The 17,914-nt window shown below is 59.8% G+C and carries 19 protein-coding genes; 9 read left to right on the top strand and 10 right to left on the bottom strand.

Annotated features, from left to right (window positions below; translation table 11 throughout):
* Positions 1–15: 15 nt before the first annotated feature.
* Positions 16–1,314, bottom strand: a complete 1,299-nt coding sequence (locus HBO23_RS19295) for a mechanosensitive ion channel family protein (protein ID WP_099548846.1) — start codon at positions 1,312–1,314, stop codon at positions 16–18.
* A gap of 193 nt (positions 1,315–1,507) precedes the next feature.
* On the opposite strand from HBO23_RS19295, the gene HBO23_RS19290 reads away from it, so the two are divergent.
* Positions 1,508–2,854, top strand: coding sequence for a DEAD/DEAH box helicase (locus HBO23_RS19290; RefSeq protein WP_026013512.1), 1,347 nt, complete (start codon positions 1,508–1,510; stop codon positions 2,852–2,854).
* Between the two features lie 114 nt (positions 2,855–2,968).
* Here HBO23_RS19290 and HBO23_RS19285 read toward each other — a convergent pair whose 3' ends face one another.
* Positions 2,969–3,244: a hypothetical protein gene (locus HBO23_RS19285; RefSeq protein ID WP_099548847.1), complete on the bottom strand. Its 276-nt coding sequence runs from the start codon at positions 3,242–3,244 to the stop codon at positions 2,969–2,971.
* A 155-nt stretch (positions 3,245–3,399) separates the two neighbouring features.
* On the opposite strand from HBO23_RS19285, the gene HBO23_RS19280 reads away from it, so the two are divergent.
* Positions 3,400–3,789, top strand: a complete 390-nt coding sequence (locus HBO23_RS19280; RefSeq protein WP_017134854.1) for a hypothetical protein — start codon at positions 3,400–3,402, stop codon at positions 3,787–3,789.
* 115 nt (positions 3,790–3,904) lie between these two features.
* Here the strand turns inward: HBO23_RS19280 and HBO23_RS19275 are convergent, their stop codons facing one another.
* The 3 genes from HBO23_RS19275 to HBO23_RS19265 form a co-directional block, all read right to left on the bottom strand.
* Positions 3,905–4,771: a DUF6279 family lipoprotein gene (locus HBO23_RS19275; RefSeq protein ID WP_170039190.1), complete on the bottom strand. Its 867-nt coding sequence runs from the start codon at positions 4,769–4,771 to the stop codon at positions 3,905–3,907.
* A gap of 66 nt (positions 4,772–4,837) precedes the next feature.
* Positions 4,838–5,560 (bottom strand): TorF family putative porin, encoded by a 723-nt coding sequence (locus HBO23_RS19270; protein ID WP_017134856.1) that lies wholly within the window; start codon positions 5,558–5,560, stop codon positions 4,838–4,840.
* Positions 5,561–5,767: 207 nt separating this feature from the next.
* Entirely contained in the window at positions 5,768–5,947 is a 180-nt protein-coding gene (locus HBO23_RS19265) for a hypothetical protein (RefSeq protein ID WP_003193095.1), read from the bottom strand.
* Positions 5,948–6,271: 324 nt separating this feature from the next.
* Between HBO23_RS19265 and HBO23_RS19260 the strand changes: the two genes are divergently transcribed.
* The 3 genes from HBO23_RS19260 (at position 6,272) to HBO23_RS19250 (ending at position 9,200) form a co-directional block, all read left to right on the top strand.
* Positions 6,272–7,108 (top strand): S1-like domain-containing RNA-binding protein, encoded by an 837-nt coding sequence (locus HBO23_RS19260; protein WP_017134857.1) that lies wholly within the window; start codon positions 6,272–6,274, stop codon positions 7,106–7,108.
* A gap of 52 nt (positions 7,109–7,160) precedes the next feature.
* Positions 7,161–7,559: a DUF2177 family protein gene (locus tag HBO23_RS19255; RefSeq protein ID WP_099548849.1), complete on the top strand. Its 399-nt coding sequence runs from the start codon at positions 7,161–7,163 to the stop codon at positions 7,557–7,559.
* A 198-nt stretch (positions 7,560–7,757) separates the two neighbouring features.
* Complete coding sequence (locus HBO23_RS19250; RefSeq protein ID WP_170039188.1) at positions 7,758–9,200, top strand: NCS1 family nucleobase:cation symporter-1; 1,443 nt, start codon at positions 7,758–7,760, stop codon at positions 9,198–9,200.
* On the opposite strand, the gene HBO23_RS19245 is transcribed toward HBO23_RS19250, so the two are convergent.
* Positions 9,112–10,311, bottom strand: coding sequence for an MFS transporter (locus HBO23_RS19245; protein ID WP_170039186.1), 1,200 nt, complete (start codon positions 10,309–10,311; stop codon positions 9,112–9,114). The genes HBO23_RS19250 and HBO23_RS19245 overlap by 89 nt on opposite strands.
* A 104-nt stretch (positions 10,312–10,415) precedes the next feature.
* On the opposite strand from HBO23_RS19245, the gene HBO23_RS19240 reads away from it, so the two are divergent.
* Together HBO23_RS19240 and HBO23_RS33940 are read left to right on the top strand one after the other, a co-directional pair.
* Complete coding sequence (locus HBO23_RS19240; RefSeq protein WP_017134861.1) at positions 10,416–11,309, top strand: LysR family transcriptional regulator; 894 nt, start codon at positions 10,416–10,418, stop codon at positions 11,307–11,309.
* A 142-nt stretch (positions 11,310–11,451) separates the two neighbouring features.
* Positions 11,452–11,574: a PA1414 family protein gene (locus tag HBO23_RS33940; protein WP_017134862.1), complete on the top strand. Its 123-nt coding sequence runs from the start codon at positions 11,452–11,454 to the stop codon at positions 11,572–11,574.
* A gap of 196 nt (positions 11,575–11,770) precedes the next feature.
* On the opposite strand, the gene HBO23_RS19235 is transcribed toward HBO23_RS33940, so the two are convergent.
* The 4 genes from HBO23_RS19235 to speB are packed head-to-tail and all read right to left on the bottom strand — an operon-like array spanning position 11,771 to position 16,157.
* Positions 11,771–13,153 carry a sodium:solute symporter gene (locus HBO23_RS19235; RefSeq protein ID WP_017134863.1) on the bottom strand — a complete coding sequence of 461 codons (1,383 nt, stop codon included), beginning with the start codon at positions 13,151–13,153 and terminating at the stop codon, positions 11,771–11,773.
* 29 nt (positions 13,154–13,182) lie between these two features.
* Positions 13,183–14,766: a cytosine permease gene (locus tag HBO23_RS19230; protein ID WP_170039184.1), complete on the bottom strand. Its 1,584-nt coding sequence runs from the start codon at positions 14,764–14,766 to the stop codon at positions 13,183–13,185.
* 21 nt (positions 14,767–14,787) lie between these two features.
* Positions 14,788–15,207 (bottom strand): nuclear transport factor 2 family protein, encoded by a 420-nt coding sequence (locus tag HBO23_RS19225; protein ID WP_170039182.1) that lies wholly within the window; start codon positions 15,205–15,207, stop codon positions 14,788–14,790.
* The gene (gene speB / locus HBO23_RS19220) at positions 15,207–16,157 is read right to left on the bottom strand and encodes an agmatinase (protein ID WP_170039180.1); all 951 of its coding nucleotides are present in this window, start codon (positions 16,155–16,157) and stop codon (positions 15,207–15,209) included. Before speB ends, HBO23_RS19225 begins: the two co-directional genes overlap by 1 nt.
* A gap of 229 nt (positions 16,158–16,386) precedes the next feature.
* On the opposite strand from speB, the gene HBO23_RS19215 reads away from it, so the two are divergent.
* A complete protein-coding gene (locus HBO23_RS19215) occupies positions 16,387–17,280 on the top strand; it encodes a LysR family transcriptional regulator (protein WP_017134867.1) in 894 nt (297 codons plus the stop codon).
* A gap of 6 nt (positions 17,281–17,286) precedes the next feature.
* A complete protein-coding gene (locus HBO23_RS19210) occupies positions 17,287–17,886 on the top strand; it encodes a DTW domain-containing protein (RefSeq protein ID WP_170039178.1) in 600 nt (199 codons plus the stop codon).
* Positions 17,887–17,914 lie beyond the last annotated feature (28 nt).

Here is a 17,914-nt window from a genome sequence, read left to right as displayed (position 1 = left end):
AGGGAATGGATGGCGTCAGGCAGATTCGTTTTCCAGGGCTGGCAAATGGCTGGCCCCCAACACCGCCGGCACCATCCCCGCGCGCAAATCATTGCCGCTCGGCTGCTGATACAGGCTCAAGCCAAACTCCGGCAACACCGCCAGCAAATAATCAAAGATATCGCCCTGGATGCGCTCGTAATCGGCCCACGCCGTGGTGCGGGTGAAGCAGTAGATTTCCAGCGGCACGCCTTGGGCGGTGGTTTGCATCTGGCGCACCATGCAGGTCATGTTCGGCTGGATGTCCGGGTGGCTTTTCAGGTACGCCAGGGCGTAGGCGCGGAAGGTGCCGAGGTTGGTCATGCGGCGGCGGTTGGCCGACAGTTGCGCACTATGGCCCTGAGCTTCGTTCCAGGCCTTGAGTTCGGCCTGCTTGCGGCTGATGTAGTCGGTGAGCAGGTGTACCTGGGTCATGCGCACTTCTTCGTCGTCGCGCAAAAAGCGCACGCCGCTGGCGTCGATATACAGGCTGCGTTTGATGCGGCGCCCGCCGGAAGCCTGCATGCCGCGCCAGTTTTTGAACGACTCGGACATCAGGCGCCAAGTGGGGATCGAGACAATGGTTTTGTCGAAGTTCTGCACCTTGACCGTGTGCAGGGTGATATCCACCACGTCACCGTCGGCGCCGACCTGAGGCATCTCGATCCAGTCGCCGACCCGCAGCATGTCGTTGCTGGTCAGCTGCACGCTGGCCACAAACGACAGCAGCGTGTCCTTGTACACCAACAAAATCACCGCTGACATTGCACCCAGGCCCGAGAGCAGCAACAGCGGCGAACGGTCGATCAAGGTGGCGACGATGATGATCGCGGCGAACACGAACAGCACCATCTTTGCCAACTGTACATAGCCCTTGATCGAGCGGGTGCGGGCATGTTCGGTGCGCGCGTAGATATCCAGCAAGGCGTTGAGCAGGGCGCTCACGGCCAGCGTCATGAACAGGATGGTGAACGCCAGCGCCACATTGCCGATAAACAGAGTGGCGGTCTTGCTCAGGTCGGGTACCAGATACAGGCCGAACTGGATCACCAGCGAGGGCGTCATTTGCGCCAGGCGGTGGAAGACTTTGTTATGCCGCAGGTCATTGAGCCAGTGCAGCGCCGGTTGCCGGCCGAGCAGTTTGACGGCGTGGAGGATGAGGTAGCGTGCTACCCGTCCGACCAATAGGGCGACTACCAGCAGTATCAGCAAACCCAGGCTGGCATGCAGCAGCGGGTGTTCATCGAGGGCGCCCCAAAGGTCTTGGACGTTGAGCCAGAGCTGTTTGATATCCATGGGTAAAACCGATTCTTCTGTAAGACAACACGGGTCGATTAGAGCATTTATGTGCAACAAAGTTGGTTTTGCGGACAAATCTGCTGACAAAAAAGCAGCTGATTAGCCTCGTTCGCGTAAAGAAACTCGGTTTGAGCGCCCGAAACCGTTACCCTATGCAGCTGATATTTTGTATTTCTTCGAGGTAGCACCCGTGTTTTCCCAATTCGCCCTGCACGAACGCCTGCTCAAAGCCGTGGCCGAGCTTAAATTTGTCGAGCCTACGCCTGTGCAAGCAGCGGCCATCCCGCTCGCGCTCCAAGGGCGTGACCTGCGGGTGACGGCACAAACCGGCAGCGGTAAAACCGCCGCTTTCGTCCTGCCGGTGCTGAACCGCCTGATCGGCCCGGCCAAAGTCCGCGTGAGCATCAAGACCCTGATCCTGCTGCCAACCCGCGAACTGGCCCAGCAGACCTTGAAAGAAGTGGAGCGCTTTTCGCAGTTCACCTTCATCAAGTCCGGCATCATCACCGGCGGTGAAGACTTCAAGGTCCAGGCCGCCATGCTGCGCAAGGTGCCCGACATCCTGATCGGCACCCCAGGCCGGATGATCGAGCAACTCAACGCCGGCAACCTCGACCTCAAGGAAGTCGAAGTGCTGGTGCTCGACGAAGCCGACCGCATGCTCGACATGGGCTTTGCCGACGATGTGCAGCGCCTTGTGGCCGAGTGCGTCAATCGCCAGCAGACCATGCTGTTCTCCGCCACCACCGGCGGTTCGACCTTGCGCGATATGGTTGCCAAGGTGCTGAACAACCCTGAGCACTTGCAGGTCAACAACGTCAGCGACCTGAACGCGACCACGCGTCAGCAGATCGTGATGGCCGACCACAACGTACACAAAGAACAGATCCTGAACTGGCTGCTGGCCAACGAGACCTATCAGAAGGCCATCGTTTTCACCAACACCCGTGCAGCAGCCGACCGTATCTACGGTCGCCTGGTGGCTCAGGAATACAAGGCGTTCGTGCTGCACGGCGAGAAAGACCAGAAGGATCGCAAACTGGCCATCGACCGCCTCAAGGCTGGCGGCGTGAAGATCCTGGTCGCCACCGACGTTGCCGCCCGCGGCCTGGACGTGGATGGCCTGGACATGGTCATCAACTTCGACATGCCGCGCAGCGGCGACGAATACGTGCACCGTATTGGTCGTACCGGGCGCGCCGGCAATGATGGTCTGGCGATCTCGCTGATCTGCCACGGCGACTGGAACCTGATGTCGAGTATCGAACGCTACCTCAAGCAGTCGTTCGAGCGCCGCACCATCAAGGAAGTCAAAGGCACCTACACCGGGCCGAAGAAGGTCAAGGCGTCGGGCAAAGCGGTCGGCGTGAAGAAGAAAAAGACCGACGCCAAGGGTGACAAGAAGAAAACCGGCGCCAAGTCGCCAACCAAGCGCAAGATTGCCAACCGGCCGAAGACCGACAACCTGTCGCTCGTCAGCAAGGACGGCATGGCGCCGCTCAAGCGCCGCAAGCCAGAAGCGCCAGCTGCCGAATAAGGCCGCTGATATAAAAAAACCGGACGCTGTCCGGTTTTTTTATGCCCTCAGTTGATCGTTCCTACGCTCTGCGTGGGAATGCCGCCAGGGGCGCTCCGCGTCCCGTTGTGGTGGTTAATTTTTTGCTTTGGCGGCCGCCTCGTCCAGCTCCTTGAGGCGCTGGTCGATCAGTTGGCACTTGTCCGGCAGATCCGCGCTGGCAGTCTCCAGGTTCATGTGTTGCAACTCATCGTTGATTTCCTTGGCCCTGGCCGGGTTTTGCTGGGTCAGTTTGGTCACTTCCCTGGCCAGTTGTTCGCGTTTGGCCGTGGCCTCTTCCGGCGTGCAGGCCCAGGCGGGCAGGGCGCTCAGCAGGGCGGCGGCGATGGCCAGGTTCATCAGGGTTTTCATGGTCGGACCTCCTTGGCAGTGGTGTTCAGTTGAGGGCGCGAACGTCTGGAAAGTTCAGAGAAATGACGCTCGTCTATTGGGATGAACGGCCAGTGTCAGGTCATGTCACTACCTATGACGGGCCACTTTTTAATCTGCCCGCGGGAGTAATCAGGATGACGACTTACAACTGGGATCTGATCGAACGTCTACTGCATGAAGTGCAGAATGGCGAAGGCAGCTTTGCGCCGCGCAAATACGCCGAGCAGGAAGCCGCCGAGAAGGCCACGGCGGGCGAATCCACCGGTAACCTGGACGCGTTGAAAAAGACCGCCGCCGATTACGAAGCGCTGTTGTTCAAACGCGGTTTCATTGAATCGCGCCCGGAAGAAGAGGGCGGCAATGGTGAGAACTTCATCCTCACGGCGCTGGGCGCGCAGTTGCTGGCCCTGATCGACAGCTCAATTCCGGGCAACGACCACCCGCGCCAGGTGCTGGACGAGCAGGCCGACGCGCTGGACCCGGCGACGTTCGCCGAGGTGGCTTCCAAGGCGCAGATTGCCTGAAAGAGCACACCCCAAATCAAAATGTGGGAGCGGGCTTGCTCGCGAATACAGTGTGTCAGTCAATAGATTCATCGACTGATTCACCGCATTCGCGAGCAAGCCCGCTTCCACATTTTTAAATCGAGGCTGCCTTGAGGCATTTGAGGGCCTGGAAGTCACTGCGAACCTTGCCGATTTTTTGTGTGAGTATCTGGCGCTGCTGCGCCGTGCTTTCGGCCATCAGGTCGATGATCAGGCTGCGCGCAGCGGCTTCGGTTTGCGCATAGGCGGTGCGGTATTGCGGGGTCCACAGGCTCTCGCGATCCACCAGCAGCTGTTGGATTTTCTGTGGGAAGTCAGCGCTGTGACGCTGCTGCAAGGCGACGATAAATTGCGCCTGCCAATGGGCGCGATTACCGATCCATTCCTGATTCTGTTCACCCAGCGCGATTGACCACGCCGTCACTCGGTTCTGCTGGCTGGGGCTCAACGGCCCCATCCACGCAACCAGGCGTTTGCTCATGCGCTCGGCGCGCTCTTTGATCTGCTGAGCCAGTGGCGGTTTGAGGTATTCGTCCTGGCGCTTGCGCAGGTCTTTGGCCAGCGCATCTCCCATGTCTTTGACTTGTTGATCATCCAGGCCCTGCAGCAACTGGATGGCTGACGGGGTGATCTCACGGGCCACCTCGGCGATGGCCTGTTTGGCTTCCGTGGTGCGCGCTTGCAGCGCGGCGTCGGTGATCTGGTTGTTGTCGACCATTTGTTGCAGGCGATCAAGCCAGTCCAGGTAGCCCGGCAGTTGAGTGGTGCAGTGCCAGGCCAGATGTTCCTTGAGGGTGTCATTGAACCAGCTCTTTTGCCCGGCGTTCATGTCCAGGTAGTCGTTGAGCGTCCAGGGGATGATCACATCAAGGTTGCGGTAGGCCAGGCCCACGCGATTGCAGCCGGCGAGCACCAGGCTCAACGTCAGTAATACCACCAGTAATTTGATCCGACGCAGCATGGGCGTGTCCTTGCGCAGGGAGGGTTCATGCATGTGAACCTGTGCGAGGCGCGACAGTTCAGCCCATCAATAAAACGACCGCGCGGCCTTCAAGGTCAACAGGCCGTCGCATTGCGAATTGTGTCCGGAGTAGGCCGAGCAGTCTCCACCGCTGAGGCTGGAGCCGCTATAGATCAGGTCCAGGTCAACGCCTTTCCATGCGCGGGAGAACTGCACTGACCAGTCGCTGAAGCTGCTGATGTAGCCGCCTTCCACCGCAGTTGGAGTGCCGAGCTGGTGAGTGGTGTACTTCATGCTGACGCCGATGCCGAAGGGCTGTGTACCGCCGAGGTCGGCAAACAGCGTGCTGTCCTGGCGATCCGGATCGTTGCTGAACGACACGCCGAAGCGATTGCCCAGCAGGTTCAAGCCGCCGTAGAACTCCTGGCTGTCGAGCGGGCTGAGCTTGGGGTAGCTGTAGTGGATCATACCGACTTCGTAGCCGAGGGTCTGGTCGAAGGGGCGCTTGAAGCCCATGTAGGAGTCGACTTCAAGGTTGTTGGCCGAGGACAGGCCCATATTGGGCGAAAACTGGCCGAAATACAGGCCGCTGTCGTGGCTCAGGTCCAGGCCGCCGTGGAAGGAATCGCTGCCCGGCGAGGTGGGCTTGACCAAACCCTGGGCCATGCTGCGGCTGGGCGTGGTGCCTAATTTGAGGTCGAAGTCACCCAGTTCACGCTGAAAAATCTGCGCGTATGCGAGGGGGCTTGCTGTAAGGGCTGCGATGAGAAACAAGCAGGGCTTGAGCATGCTTCACTCCATGAAAAGCGAGGAGCAGTAATGAAAAAATCGGACAGATGCCCGTGCTAGACGGGTGCAAGCATACCGGCGAATGCTTCGCGGTGAGCCCCGTTCGTCGATTAGCACATCAAGATAAGTAGCAGGAGGGTGTTTCAGACTCTAGTCCTGGCGCCTTGGAAGGCAAGACGCTTAGGAGCTAGATGCGACGCGCGGGTATTACTTTTTGCCCAGGCTGATCTGCTTGGACGGGCCGAAAGTCTGGCCGCTCACGCCCTTGGCAATTTGCTGGATTTCGCCGCCGGACTTGAGGAAAGCAGCAATTTGGCTGTTGATCGATTCGCTGGTTTCAACGGCGGGAGCTGGCTTTGCTTTGCTGTTGGATGCTTTTACGCGCATGGCGGCCACTAACCTGTAGAAAATTAACTTGGCCAGGCATCGTACAGGAAATACTTGACAATTGCTTGGCAAATATCCTCTGGGAATAACCAAAGCCGATGTAATCGGCCAAAATGTGACCTTGAAATAAGCCCCTAACTTACTGTTTTAACTAGAAACCACAGGGTTTATTCGTCTGCTGCCCGCGGGTAAAATTCGATCGATTGATCAGACGAGCGGGGCGGTGCCATTACGAGGCCACGCCAGCCCGCGATTTTTCAGGCGCACGCGCGTGGCGGGCGCAACTCGGGTAGAATGCCGCCCACGTAACGAAGGTATCTGGAAATGGCTTTAGTCGGGCGCTACAACAGCTTGCAAGTGGTTAAACACACTAACTTTGGTTTGTACCTGGATGGTGCGCAAGATGGTGAAATCCTCTTGCCTAATCGGTATATTCCCAAAGATATTCCCAGTGAAGATGAAGACTGGCTTAACGTTTTCATTTATCTGGACAGCGATGACAAACTTATCGCGACGACTGAAAAGCCGAAAGTTCAAGTCGGCGAATTCGCCAGTTTGAAAGTCGTCGAAGTCAACAGCATCGGCGTATTCCTCGACTGGGGTTTGCCAAAAGACCTGTTGCTGCCGTATTCGGAAGAAAAACGCCAGCTGACTGCAGGTGAATACTGCGTGGTGCACGTCTACCTCGACAAGCACACCAAACGCATCACCGCCACCGCGCGACTTGACCGCTACCTGGATAAGACACCTGCCAACTACCAGGTGGGCCAGGAAGTCGACCTGCTGGTGGCCGAAGCCACCGACATGGGTTTCAAGGCGATCATCAACAACAAGCACTGGGGCCTGATCCACAAGAACGAAGTGTTCAAGTTCCTGCGCCCGGGCAAGGAAGAGAAAGGCTTCATTAAAGAGATTCGCGCCGATGGCAACATCAGCCTGAGCCTGCAACCGGTTGGCCAGGAAGCGGCCTCGAGCCTGAACTCGAAGATCCTCGCCAAGTTGCGTGAAAACAACGGCACCCTGCCGGTCAGCGACAAGAGCGACCCGGCGGTGATCAGCAATTTGTTCGGTGTCAGCAAAGGCAACTTCAAGAAAGCCATTGGTGCGCTCTACAAGCAGGGCCAGATTGTGATTCACGCCGATCGCATTGAACTAAGCTGATCGCGTTTTGCTCTTCTGTAGGTGCCGCTCGGCGCCTATGGAGGCTGCAACCATGACCCGCAAAATACGCTTCGCTTACCTCGGCACCTTACTCGCGTTTCTGGTGCTCGACGGCCTCTGGCTCGGCGTTTTCATGGGCCAGACCTACAGATCCCTGCTCGGCTCGCTGATGCTTGATCAGCCTCGCTTGCTGCCTGCTGTGCTGTTTTATCTGCTGTATGCCCTCGGTTGTGTGGTGTTAGTGGTTTTGCCCAGCGGCAGCTGGCAACGTGCAGCAGGCCTTGGCGCTCTGCTCGGCCTGGTGGCCTACGGCACGTATGACCTGAGCAACTGGGCCACATTGCAAGGTTGGTCAGCCGGACTGGCCCTGATGGACATGGCCTGGGGCACCTTCCTGACGGCCGTCTGTTGCAGTGTCGGCTATTTGTGTGCACATCGGGTGCGGCATTGATTGTGTACAGGATTGACGTGCACCGTTGCTGAGCATAACCCCCGCCAACAAGCCTTCATAAACCCCTTTGGAACACCGTTTCAGAGGGATTGTGTGCCATTGGCACATATTCTGCTGAATACCTCGTATACAAACCAGGCCGCCTCCCGTATGCACACCGTTACGGCAGCGCAGGCCGGTATTTCGAGGAGCCAAGCGATGACCGAACAATTGCCCAAAGGCTACAGCCCGCGCCTGTACAACCAGGACCTCGGGCCGCTGCCGCAGAAATGGACCTGGTACAACATTTTCGCCTTCTGGATGAGCGACGTGCACAGCGTCGGCGGCTACGTGTTCGCCGCCAGCCTGTTTGCCCTCGGGTTGGCCAGTTGGCAGGTGTTGATCGCCTTGCTCACCGGCATTTGCATCGTGCAGTTGATTGCCAACCTGGTGGCCAAGCCGAGCCAGCAAGCGGCGGTGCCATACCCGGTCATCTGCCGGCTGGCATTTGGCGTGTTTGGGGCGAATATTCCGGCGGTGATTCGCGGTTTGATCGCCGTGGCCTGGTACGGCATCCAGACGTACTTGGCGTCGAGTGCCTTGATTATCGTAGTGCTGCGCTTTTTCCCACAGATGGCGGTGTATGCAGAGCCGCACTTTGCGGGCCTGTCTTACCTGGGCTGGTTTGGCTTCCTCAGCTTATGGACGCTGCAGGCAGCCGTATTCTGGGCCGGCATGGAGTCCATCCGCCGTTTTATCGACTGGGCGGGGCCAGTGGTCTATGCGGTAATGTTTGCCCTGGCCGGCTGGATCGTGTGGAAGGCGGGTTGGGCGAACATCAGTTTCACCCTGGCGGAAAAATCCCTGTCGGGCTGGCAGGCATTTGGCCAAGTGATTGTGGCGACGGCGCTGGTGGTGTCGTACTTCTCCGGGCCTACGCTCAATTTCGGTGACTTCAGCCGCTACTGCCGCAGCATGCACGACGTGCGACGCGGCAATTTCTGGGGGTTGCCGGTTAACTTCCTGGCGTTCTCGCTGGTGACTGTCGTCATCGTTTCGGGCACTTTGCCGGTGTTTGGCGAAATGTTGCATGACCCAATCGCTACTGTTTCGCGCATCGACAACAGCATGGCCGTGCTGCTCGGCGCCTTTGCCTTCGTGACCGCCACCATCGGCATCAACATTGTCGCCAACTTCGTGTCACCGGCGTTTGATTTCGCCAACGTCGCGCCGAGCAAGATCAGTTGGCGCGCAGGTGGCATGATCGCGGCCGTGGCCTCAATCTTTATCACGCCGTGGAACCTGTTCAACAACCCGCTGATGATCCACTACACCCTGGACATTCTCGCTGCGTTTATCGGCCCGCTGTTCGGGATTTTGATTGTGGATTTCTACCTGATCAAAAAGCAGAAAATCGACGTGGATGCCCTGTTCGACGACAGCCCCAACGGCCGTTATTACTACGACGGCGGCGTGAACTGGACCGCCGTCAAAGCCTTGGTGCCTGCGACGCTGGTGGGCGTCGCTATCACCTTCACGCCCGCGTTGCAGGGCATGGCCAACTTTGCCTGGTTTACCGGGTGCTTCCTGGGAGGGCTGTTTTTCCTGGTGCTGGCGCGGCGCGAGCGGGTTCGTGCGCCAACGTCGCTGGTTGCCGGTTGACCAACACCGCACCTGCCACCACCAAGCCGCAACCGGCAATGACCAAGGCCGGTTGCAGGCCGCCGCTCAAGTGGCTGCTCACCGACGCCAGCAAGGGGCCGCACAATTGGCCAATGGCAAAGCTGGCGGTGAGCAGCCCGGTGCTGCGCTGGTAGCCGTGGGGCGCCACCTCGCGCAAACGCGCCATCACCAACTGCATACAGGCCAGGAACGGCGCACCGCACAGCAACACTCCCAGCGCCAGGCCCCAGCCATTGCCCTGCAGGCAGGCGAATACCCCGGCCGCTTGCAGCCATAACGTCGTCATCAACCAGCGGCGGGTGGTGTCCGGGTCCTTGCGACGCAGGCTCGCCACCACCACACCCAGCGCCGCCGCCAGGCCAAAGCACGGCCAGAACAGGTCGGCTTGCCACGCGCCGTGGAACTGCGCGCTGGCCATCTGCGACAAGAAGGTTGCGGGGATGATGTAGCCCAGGCCATACAAGAAGTAGATCCAGCACAGGTGCGCGATGCTGGCGTTGCTGCCCGCGCTAGTGGCATGGGTCACCGCGGCGGTCGGTTTCGGTAAAAAGGGCAGAATGCCTAACAACATAACCAATGCCACTACGCCATAGACCAGCCACAAGGTCGCAGAGTCTTCGCCCAGTAGATTGGAGCCCAGTGCCAGCAACCCGGTCAGCAGAATCCCCAAGCCCGGCCCGGCAAACACCAATGCCCCCAAACGCGGACGCCCGGCGGCAATCGCCAGCGGCTGGCTCAAGCTGGTGATCATTACCAGCGCCCAGGCGCTCGCCACGCCGGTACCAAAGCGCAGCAGCAAATGCGGCCAGAAGCCATGCGCCCAGTACGACCCCAGGGTCAGCAGCACGCACAGCCACAGCCCGCCATACAAACGCGCTTTTATGTGGTGATGGCTGCGGGCGAAGATCGAGTCCACCGCGCCGACGAAATAGCCCAGGTAGTTGGCGGCGGCAATCAGGCCCGCGCCCGTCAGGTCAATCTGCCCCTCGCTGAGCAAATGCGGCATCTGCGGGGTGAGGGCGAAGCGGCCAATCCCCATGGCCATCATCAGGGCGATAAAGCTGGCGGTTAAGCGAATCAGCGGTGACATGTGCAGGTTTCCTACGGGGAAGCGAATGACCTGTAGGCTAAAGCGGATTGACTTTCTGTAAAAATGAATAATAGTGAGTAACTTGTTCAGTTTTGGAGAAAGGTATGGAGTTCAGTCAATTGCGCATCTTCCAGGCCGTGGCGGAAGAGGGCTCCATCACCCGCGCGGCTGAGCGCCTGCATCGCGTGCCCTCGAATCTGTCGACACGGCTCAAGCAAATGGAGGAGCAACTGGGCGTCGAGTTGTTCGTGCGCGAACGCCAGCGCTTGCAGCTTTCTCCCGCAGGCAAAGTGTTGCTGGACTACAGCACCCGACTGCTGGCGCTGCATGATGAAGCCCACGGCGCGGTGCAAGGAGGGCAGCCGGCGGGCGATTTTGTATTGGGCAGCATGTACAGCACGGCCGCAGTGCATTTGCCCAAACTGTTGGCGCGCTATCACAAGGCGTATCCGATGGTGAACCTCCAGGTGCAATCGGCGCCCAGCGGCGAGTTGCTAGAGGGCTTGATCACCGGGCGTCTGGACGCGGCCTTTGTGGATGGCCCGATAACGATCGCGACGCTGGACGGCGTGCCGCTGTGCGAAGAGCGCCTGGTGATCATTTGCGAGGCGGATCACCCGCCCGTGCGTGGCCCCCAGGACGTCGCCGGCCGCTCGGTGTTCACCTTCCGACGCAGTTGCGCCTACCGTGCGCGCCTGGAAACCTGGTTTTCCCACGAGCGTGTGGCCATGGGGCGTGCCATCGAGATCGAGTCTTACCAAGGCATGCTCGCCTGCGTGATCGCCGGTTCCGGCGTGGCATTGATGTCAGAATCGATGCTCGACAGCCTGCCAGGCAAGGACAGCGTGTCCGTTCATCCGTTGACCGGGCCTTTTGCCACTGCTACTACCTGGTTAATGTGGCGCAAGGGCATGCTCGGCGCTAACCTCAATGCATGGATCGATCTGCAACAAGAGGGCAAGGCCGATTTCCTGCAAGACGCGCGCGCGATTGCTTGAACGATCCGTCAGGATTCAGATCAATCCTGTAATAGTTCGTTGTGGTTTCGTTCAAGCATTACGTAAGACTTAGAGCTACTATCACTGTAGGAAAAGGCGACAGAACTCCCGCCTAGCCGCATTACCCTCAAAGGGGGCAACCATGAAAGAGAAAATTCAAAACTGGCTCCACGACCTCGGCGTTGCGCTGGGCCTGATTGAACCGCCACTGCAGCCGATACCGATTCGCACGGATGACGAGCAGCGTCGTCCGCGTCGCCGCTAAGCTCAGTTAGCAACAGGTTTTAGAATGTGGGAGCGGGCTTGCCCGCGATAGCGGTGTATCAGTCGATTTAAAGTTGACTGACACACAGTTATCGCGGGCAAGCCCGCTCCCACAGTCGTTTTGTGCAAGGCAAAAAAACGGGCGCGACATCCGACGTCGCGCCCGCTGAAGAAACCGCTTTAAATCCTGTTACCTGTCAAATGGCCCTGGCCACCGAAGCCTCTGGCCGACGTGACAACAAGCTCACCAATACAAAACTCACCAGCCCAACCGCCAGGCTGTAGTAGATCGGCGTATTCGCGTCCAAGCCGTCTTTGAACATAAACACCAGCGCCGTCACAAAGCCCAATGTCATGGATGCAATGGCGCCGGAGGTGGTGGCGCGCTTCCAGAAAATTGCGCCCATCAGCGGGATCAGCATGCCGCCCACCAGCAGGTTGTAGGCCAGGGTCAGGGCGCTGATCACGTCGTTGACCACCAGCGCGATACCCAGCACGGCGATACCGGTCAGCATCGTAAACAGACGGTTGATGCTCAGGCTCGACTGCTTGCCGCCACGCAGGCGTGGCAGCAGGTCTTCGGTCAGTACGGTGGAAGCGGCGAGCAGGCCGGCGCTGGCGGTGGACATCATCGCGGCCAGTGCGGCGGCGATCACCAGGCCACGGATGCCGTCTGGCAGCGAGGCTTTGACGATGGCGGCGAAGGCGTTGTTGACGTTGTCCAGGTTCGGCAGCAGCACATGCGCGGCCATGCCGATCAGGGCACAGGCCAGGCCGTAGAGGATGCAGTAGAAACCGGCGAACGTGCCTGCGTACTGGGCGACTTTTTCGTCACGGGCGGTGAACACGCGTTGCCAGATGTCCTGGCCGATCAGGATGCCGAAGAAGTAGATCATGAAGTAGGTGATGATCGTGTCCCAGCCGATTTCGGTGAAGCTGAAATTCGACGCCGGCAGCTTGGCCACCAGTTGATCCCAGCCGCCGACGCGGTACAGGCAGATCGGCAGCAGAATAAACATCAGGCCGACGGTCTTGATCACGAACTGCACGATATCGGTAAGGGTCAGTGACCACATGCCGCCGATGGTCGAATACACCACCACCACGCCACCGCCGAGCAGCACCGACACCCAGAACGGCAGGCCGAACAGCACTTGCAGCACGGTGCCGATGGCCAGGATCGAGGTCACGCCGATCATCAGCGCGTAGGCCAGCATGATCACCGCACTCGCTTGGCGGGCCATCGGGTTGTAACGTTTTTCCAGCACCTGGGTGACGGTGAAGATCTTCAACTTGAGCAGCGGCTTGGCCAGGAACAGGTTCAGCGCGATGATCCCCGCGCCCAGTGCGGCGCACAGCCAGAAGCCGGAAATGCCATGCACATAACCCAGGCGCACGGTGCCGACGGTGGATGCACCGCCCAATACGGTGGCGGCCATGGTGCCCATGTACAGCGACGGGCCCAGGTTACGACCGGCCACCAGGTAGTCTTCGTGGGTCTTGGCACGGCGCATGCCGTAATAGCCGAGCACGAGCATGCCGGCGGCGTAGATGAGTACGACGAATAAATCCAAAGCCATGACGGCGGTTCTCCGTTTATTTTTTTAGGCTATTGAGAGGTTTTCTGCAGGAAGGGCACTTGCTGTGGCGAGGGAGCTTGCTCCCGTTCGACAGCGAAGCTGGAGCCGGCTTTTTTAGGGCCGCTCCGCACCCCATCGGGAGCAAGCTCCCTCGCCACAACGGCCGGGCCATAGACTTCGGCCGGCTCCGGGAACGCACGAAGCAAGGTCAGGTACACCACCGACGCCAGCCCCAGCGTCACTGGCAGGCTGATATCGATGCCATCGGCCAGGTTGCCCAGCGGCCCGACAAACTGCCCCGGCAGGTTGACGAAGCACAGGCCCACCAGTGCGCTCGGGACCCAGGCGCCCAGGCCGCGCCAGTTCCAGCCGTGGCTGAACCAGTAGCGCCCGCCGGTCTCACCGCGAGTGAACACCTGCAAGTCATCCGGGCAGTAGAAACCGCGGCGCACGATCAGGCCGATGATCATCATCACCATCCACGGCGTGGTGCAGGTGATGATCAGCACGGCGAAGGTCGACACGCTCTGCACCAGGTTGGCGGCGAAACGTCCGATAAAGATGAAGGCAATCGACATCACCCCGATCAGCAACGTGGCCTTGACCCGCGACAGCAAGCGCGGGAACACGCTGGACATGTCCAGCCCGGTGCCATACAGCGAGGTGGTGCCGGTGGACATGCCGCCGATCACCGCGATCAGGCACACCGGCAGGAAGAACCAGCTCGGTGATACGGCCAGCAAACCGCCGACATAGTTGTTGGCCGCGATATAGTCCGGCGCCTTGATCGCCACGATGGTCGCGGTGGCGAGGCCGAACAGGAACGGAATCAAGGTGGCGATCTGCGCCAGCACGACCGCCAGCATGATGCGCATTTTCGGCGTCTCACGCGGGATGTAGCGCGACCAGTCACCCAGGAACGCGCCGAAGGAAATCGGGTTGCTCATGGCCACCAGCGCCGAGCCGATGAAGGCAGCCCAGAAACCAGCCTGGCCCATGGCGACGGTGCCGGCGAAGTGGCTGTCGAACGCTGGTGCGAACGCGAAGATGCCCAGCAGAAACAGCAGGCTCGCCGCCCACACCGCAATGCGGTTGACCCACAGCATGAAGCGAAAGCCGTAGATGCACACGGTCAGCACCAGCAAGGCAAACAGGCCGTAGGCCAAGCCCAGCGTCAGGTCGGTTTCCGGCAGGCCAATCAGGCGTTTCGCACCACCGACCAGCGCATCACCCGAACTCCACACCGACAGTGAGAAGAAGGCAATCGCCGTCAGCAGCGACAGAAACGAGCCGACAATCCGCCCATGCACACCAAAGTGCGCACCGGAAGACACGGCGTTGTTGGTGCCATTGATCGGCCCGAACAGGCCCATGGGCGCCAGGATCAGCGCGCCCACCAACACGCCCAGCACAATTGCCCAGACCCCAGCCTGGAACGACAAACCGAACAGCACCGGAAACGAGCCCAGCACGGCGGTGGCAAAGGTGTTGGCACCGCCGAAGATCAGGCGAAACAGATCCTTGGGTCTGGCGGTACGTTCGTGGTCCGGGATCTGTTCGACCCCGTTGGTTTCTATTCTGCGAATACTGTTTTCGTTGTTTTTATTATTCATGATCAGCTCCGATCACATTGGCTAAGGGGGCGGCAGCCCTTCCGGCATAGCGGACAAATGTTCGTGACAGGCCAGCCACAGGCCTTGTTGTTTTAGGTGAGACGCTTGCCGTTTGAAGACAATGGTCTCGCGCTCCTGGCTAAAAAATTGCTCCCCGTTCATGCGCAGCTCGGTGGCCACGTCATGAATAAAAATCGCCGCGTCACCCTGCAGGCTGACAACGGCATTGCTTGAGCTGCAGGACAGCACTTCAAACCCCTCGTCCGCGCGCCAGCTGTCCCACAACGCCTGGTAGGCATCGCGACTGAGCAGAGGCTGGGGCAGGGTGTAAAACACGAAGCTGGCATCAGCCGTGAACGCGCCAAAGTAAGCCTCGCGGTCATTAGCGGCGAAGGCCGCCACCAGGTCGGCGGCGGCTTTCAGCACCTCTTGGGCGCTCATCAGCGGTGCGCCACGCCGGGCAGTACGCAGAGCATCTCGTACAGCAGGTTGGCGCCGAGCAGCGAGGTGTTGCCGGTGGTGTCGTAAGGCGGCGAAACTTCTACCAGATCACAACCAACCAGGTCGAGGCCCTGGCAACCACGGATGATCTCGATCGCCTGAATAGTGGTCAGCCCGCCGATTTCCGGTGTGCCGGTGCCGGGCGCCCAGGCGGGGTCGATGCCGTCGATATCAAAGCTCAGATACACCGGGCCGCCGCCGACTTTTTCGCGCACTTCGGCCATCAAGGGGGCGAGGGAGTGGTGCCAGCATTCTTCGGCCTGGACCACGCGAAACCCCTGTTTGCGGCTCCAGTTGAAGTCTTCGGCCGTGTAGCCCTGGGCACGCAGGCCGATTTGTACAACACGATCGCAATCGAGCAGGCCTTCTTCCACGGCGCGGCGGAAGGTGGTGCCGTGGGCGATTTTCTCGCCGAACATATGGTCGTTGACGTCAGCGTGGGCATCGATGTGCACCAGCCCGACCTTGCCGTGCTTTTTGTGGATAGCACGCAGGATCGGCAGGGTGATGGTGTGGTCACCGCCCAATGTCATCGGGATTACGTCGTGCTCGAGGATCTCGTCGTAGGCCTCTTCGATGATGCGCACAGCGTCGAGCAGGTTGAAGGTGTTGATCGCCACATCGCCAATGTCCGCAACCGACAGCGAGTCGAACGGTGCGGCGCCGGTGGCCATGTTGTAAGGGCGGATCATCACTGATTCAGCGCGGATTTCACGCGGCCCGAAGCGGGTGCCGGCGCGCAGCGACGTGCCGATATCCAGAGGCACGCCGATAAAGGCAGCATCCAGGCCTTCGGCCGTTTGCAGGTGGGGAAGTCGCATCATGGTGGCGATGCCGGCGAAGCGCGGCATTTCGTTGCCGCCCAGTGGTTGGTGGAAAATCTTGTCCACGGGAGTGCCTCATCGTTGTTTTGTTTATTAGGGGCCGATTCTGCGAAAAGCCCGTGGCGGGAAGAATCGGCAGAGGCAAATACTTAGTTCAGATTTTTCTAAACTAATGCTTGAGTTAAACTCGGCCCAAATGTGGGAGCTGGCTTGCCTGCGATGGCGGCGTTGAATTCACTGTTGCGATCGCAGGCAAGCCAGCTCCCACAGGATTTTTGTGTTCCGCGGAGAACAAATGGCCAACGCCTTGCCCGACCTGAAACTCCTGCGCATCTTCGTCAGCGTCGTGCGCCACCAGGGTTTTGCCAATGCCCAGCACGAACTCAACCTGTCGACGTCGGCCATCAGCACCTACATGAGCCAACTCGAATCGGCCTTGGGCCTGGTGCTGTGCCATCGCGGCCGGGGCGGATTCAGCCTGACCAGCAAAGGCGAGCTGTTCCATCAGGAAACCTTGCGTCTCTTAGGTGAACTCGAAGGCTTCGAGCAATACGCCGCCGCCCTCAAAGGCGAGCTGCGCGGCACCCTCAAGCTGGGCGTGCTGGACTCCACCGTCAGCGACAAGGCCTTGCCGTTCGCCGAAGTGATCGGCGCCTACAGCCTCGAACACCCGGCCGTGCATCTGCATCTGTCGGTGATGAGCCCTTACGAGCTGCAACTGGGCGTGCAGGACAATCGCCTGGACCTGGCCATCGGCGCGTTCTCCAACCGCATGAGCGGGCTGATCTACATGCCGCTGTATCGCGAACAGCACTGGCTGTATTGCAGCACGCGCCACCCGCTGTTCAACGAGCGGCGTATCCCCGAACAAGTGATCACCCAGCAACGCATGGTCGGCCGTGGCTATTGGAGCCAGGCCGAACTGGCGCGGCATGGTTTCAAACACAGCGCGGCCACCGTGGAAAGTATGGAAGCCCAGTTGATCCTGGTGCTGTCCGGCGCCTATATCGGCTACCTGCCCGAGCACTACGCCCAGGCCTGGGCCGACAAGGGTGACTTGCGCGTTTTGTTGCCGGCAACCTTCGGCTACCAGGCGCCGTTTTCCATGATCATGCGCCGTGGCCGCAGTCGCGAACCGCTGATCCAGACTTTCCGCGATCTGCTCAAAGCGCAGCTCAACCAGGCCTGATAAACCATGTCCAGACCCCAATGCCCTCGCTGCCTCAGGCCCGTTACCCACTGTCTGTGCGCGCTGATCCCCAGCCTCGACAGCCGCACCCGCATCTTGCTGTTGCAGCACCCGAGTGAGGTCAATCACGCGCTCAATACTGCGCGCTTGGCGGCACTGGGCTTGAACAATGCGCAGTTGGTGGTGGGCGAGGTGTTTGATGACCTGGCCATGCTGTTGAGCCCGCCGGGTTATCAGGCACGCCTGCTGTTCCCGGCGGACGATGCTGAGCCGTTGCAAACCTATACGCCGAGCGATCAACCGCTGTTGCTGGTGGTGCCCGATGGCACTTGGCGCAAGGCGCGCAAGCTGCTGCACCTCAACCCGTTGTTGGCGGCTTTGCCGCGCGTGGCCCTGGCGAGCGAGCGCGTGTCGCGTTATCGGTTACGCAAGGCACCCGGCCCGGGCGCTTTGTCGACGGTGGAAGCAATCGTGCAAGCGTTGCAGGTACTCGAAGCCCCGGCTTCATTTGACGCGTTGCTCAAGCCTTTCGATGCGTTGATCGAAGGCCAGATTGCCGCCATGGGCGAGGCGGTCTACCAGCGTAATCACGTAGAGGCTACATAGCTACCGCCTGGCGTAAGCGCCGCTGATT

It is taken from the genome of Pseudomonas sp. WS 5532 (assembly GCF_012985445.1).
Classification (GTDB): Bacteria; Pseudomonadota; Gammaproteobacteria; order Pseudomonadales; family Pseudomonadaceae; genus Aquipseudomonas; species Aquipseudomonas edaphica.
This window is presented reverse-complemented; position numbering and strand designations above follow the sequence as displayed.

Coding starts and splice junctions, on each gene's coding strand:
- HBO23_RS19295 (WP_099548846.1), bottom strand. CDS start 1,314: ATGGATATCAAACAGCTCTGGCTCAACGTCCAAGACCTTTGGGGCGCC.
- HBO23_RS19285 (WP_099548847.1), bottom strand. CDS start 3,244: ATGAAAACCCTGATGAACCTGGCCATCGCCGCCGCCCTGCTGAGCGCC.
- HBO23_RS19280 (WP_017134854.1), top strand. CDS start 3,400: ATGACGACTTACAACTGGGATCTGATCGAACGTCTACTGCATGAAGTG.
- HBO23_RS19275 (WP_170039190.1), bottom strand. CDS start 4,771: ATGCTGCGTCGGATCAAATTACTGGTGGTATTACTGACGTTGAGCCTG.
- HBO23_RS19270 (WP_017134856.1), bottom strand. CDS start 5,560: ATGCTCAAGCCCTGCTTGTTTCTCATCGCAGCCCTTACAGCAAGCCCC.
- HBO23_RS19265 (WP_003193095.1), bottom strand. CDS start 5,947: ATGCGCGTAAAAGCATCCAACAGCAAAGCAAAGCCAGCTCCCGCCGTT.
- HBO23_RS19260 (WP_017134857.1), top strand. CDS start 6,272: ATGGCTTTAGTCGGGCGCTACAACAGCTTGCAAGTGGTTAAACACACT.
- HBO23_RS19255 (WP_099548849.1), top strand. CDS start 7,161: ATGACCCGCAAAATACGCTTCGCTTACCTCGGCACCTTACTCGCGTTT.
- HBO23_RS19250 (WP_170039188.1), top strand. CDS start 7,758: ATGACCGAACAATTGCCCAAAGGCTACAGCCCGCGCCTGTACAACCAG.
- HBO23_RS19245 (WP_170039186.1), bottom strand. CDS start 10,311: ATGTCACCGCTGATTCGCTTAACCGCCAGCTTTATCGCCCTGATGATG.
- HBO23_RS19240 (WP_017134861.1), top strand. CDS start 10,416: ATGGAGTTCAGTCAATTGCGCATCTTCCAGGCCGTGGCGGAAGAGGGC.
- HBO23_RS33940 (WP_017134862.1), top strand. CDS start 11,452: ATGAAAGAGAAAATTCAAAACTGGCTCCACGACCTCGGCGTTGCGCTG.
- HBO23_RS19235 (WP_017134863.1), bottom strand. CDS start 13,153: ATGGCTTTGGATTTATTCGTCGTACTCATCTACGCCGCCGGCATGCTC.
- HBO23_RS19230 (WP_170039184.1), bottom strand. CDS start 14,766: ATGAATAATAAAAACAACGAAAACAGTATTCGCAGAATAGAAACCAAC.
- HBO23_RS19225 (WP_170039182.1), bottom strand. CDS start 15,207: ATGAGCGCCCAAGAGGTGCTGAAAGCCGCCGCCGACCTGGTGGCGGCC.
- HBO23_RS19215 (WP_017134867.1), top strand. CDS start 16,387: ATGGCCAACGCCTTGCCCGACCTGAAACTCCTGCGCATCTTCGTCAGC.
- HBO23_RS19210 (WP_170039178.1), top strand. CDS start 17,287: ATGTCCAGACCCCAATGCCCTCGCTGCCTCAGGCCCGTTACCCACTGT.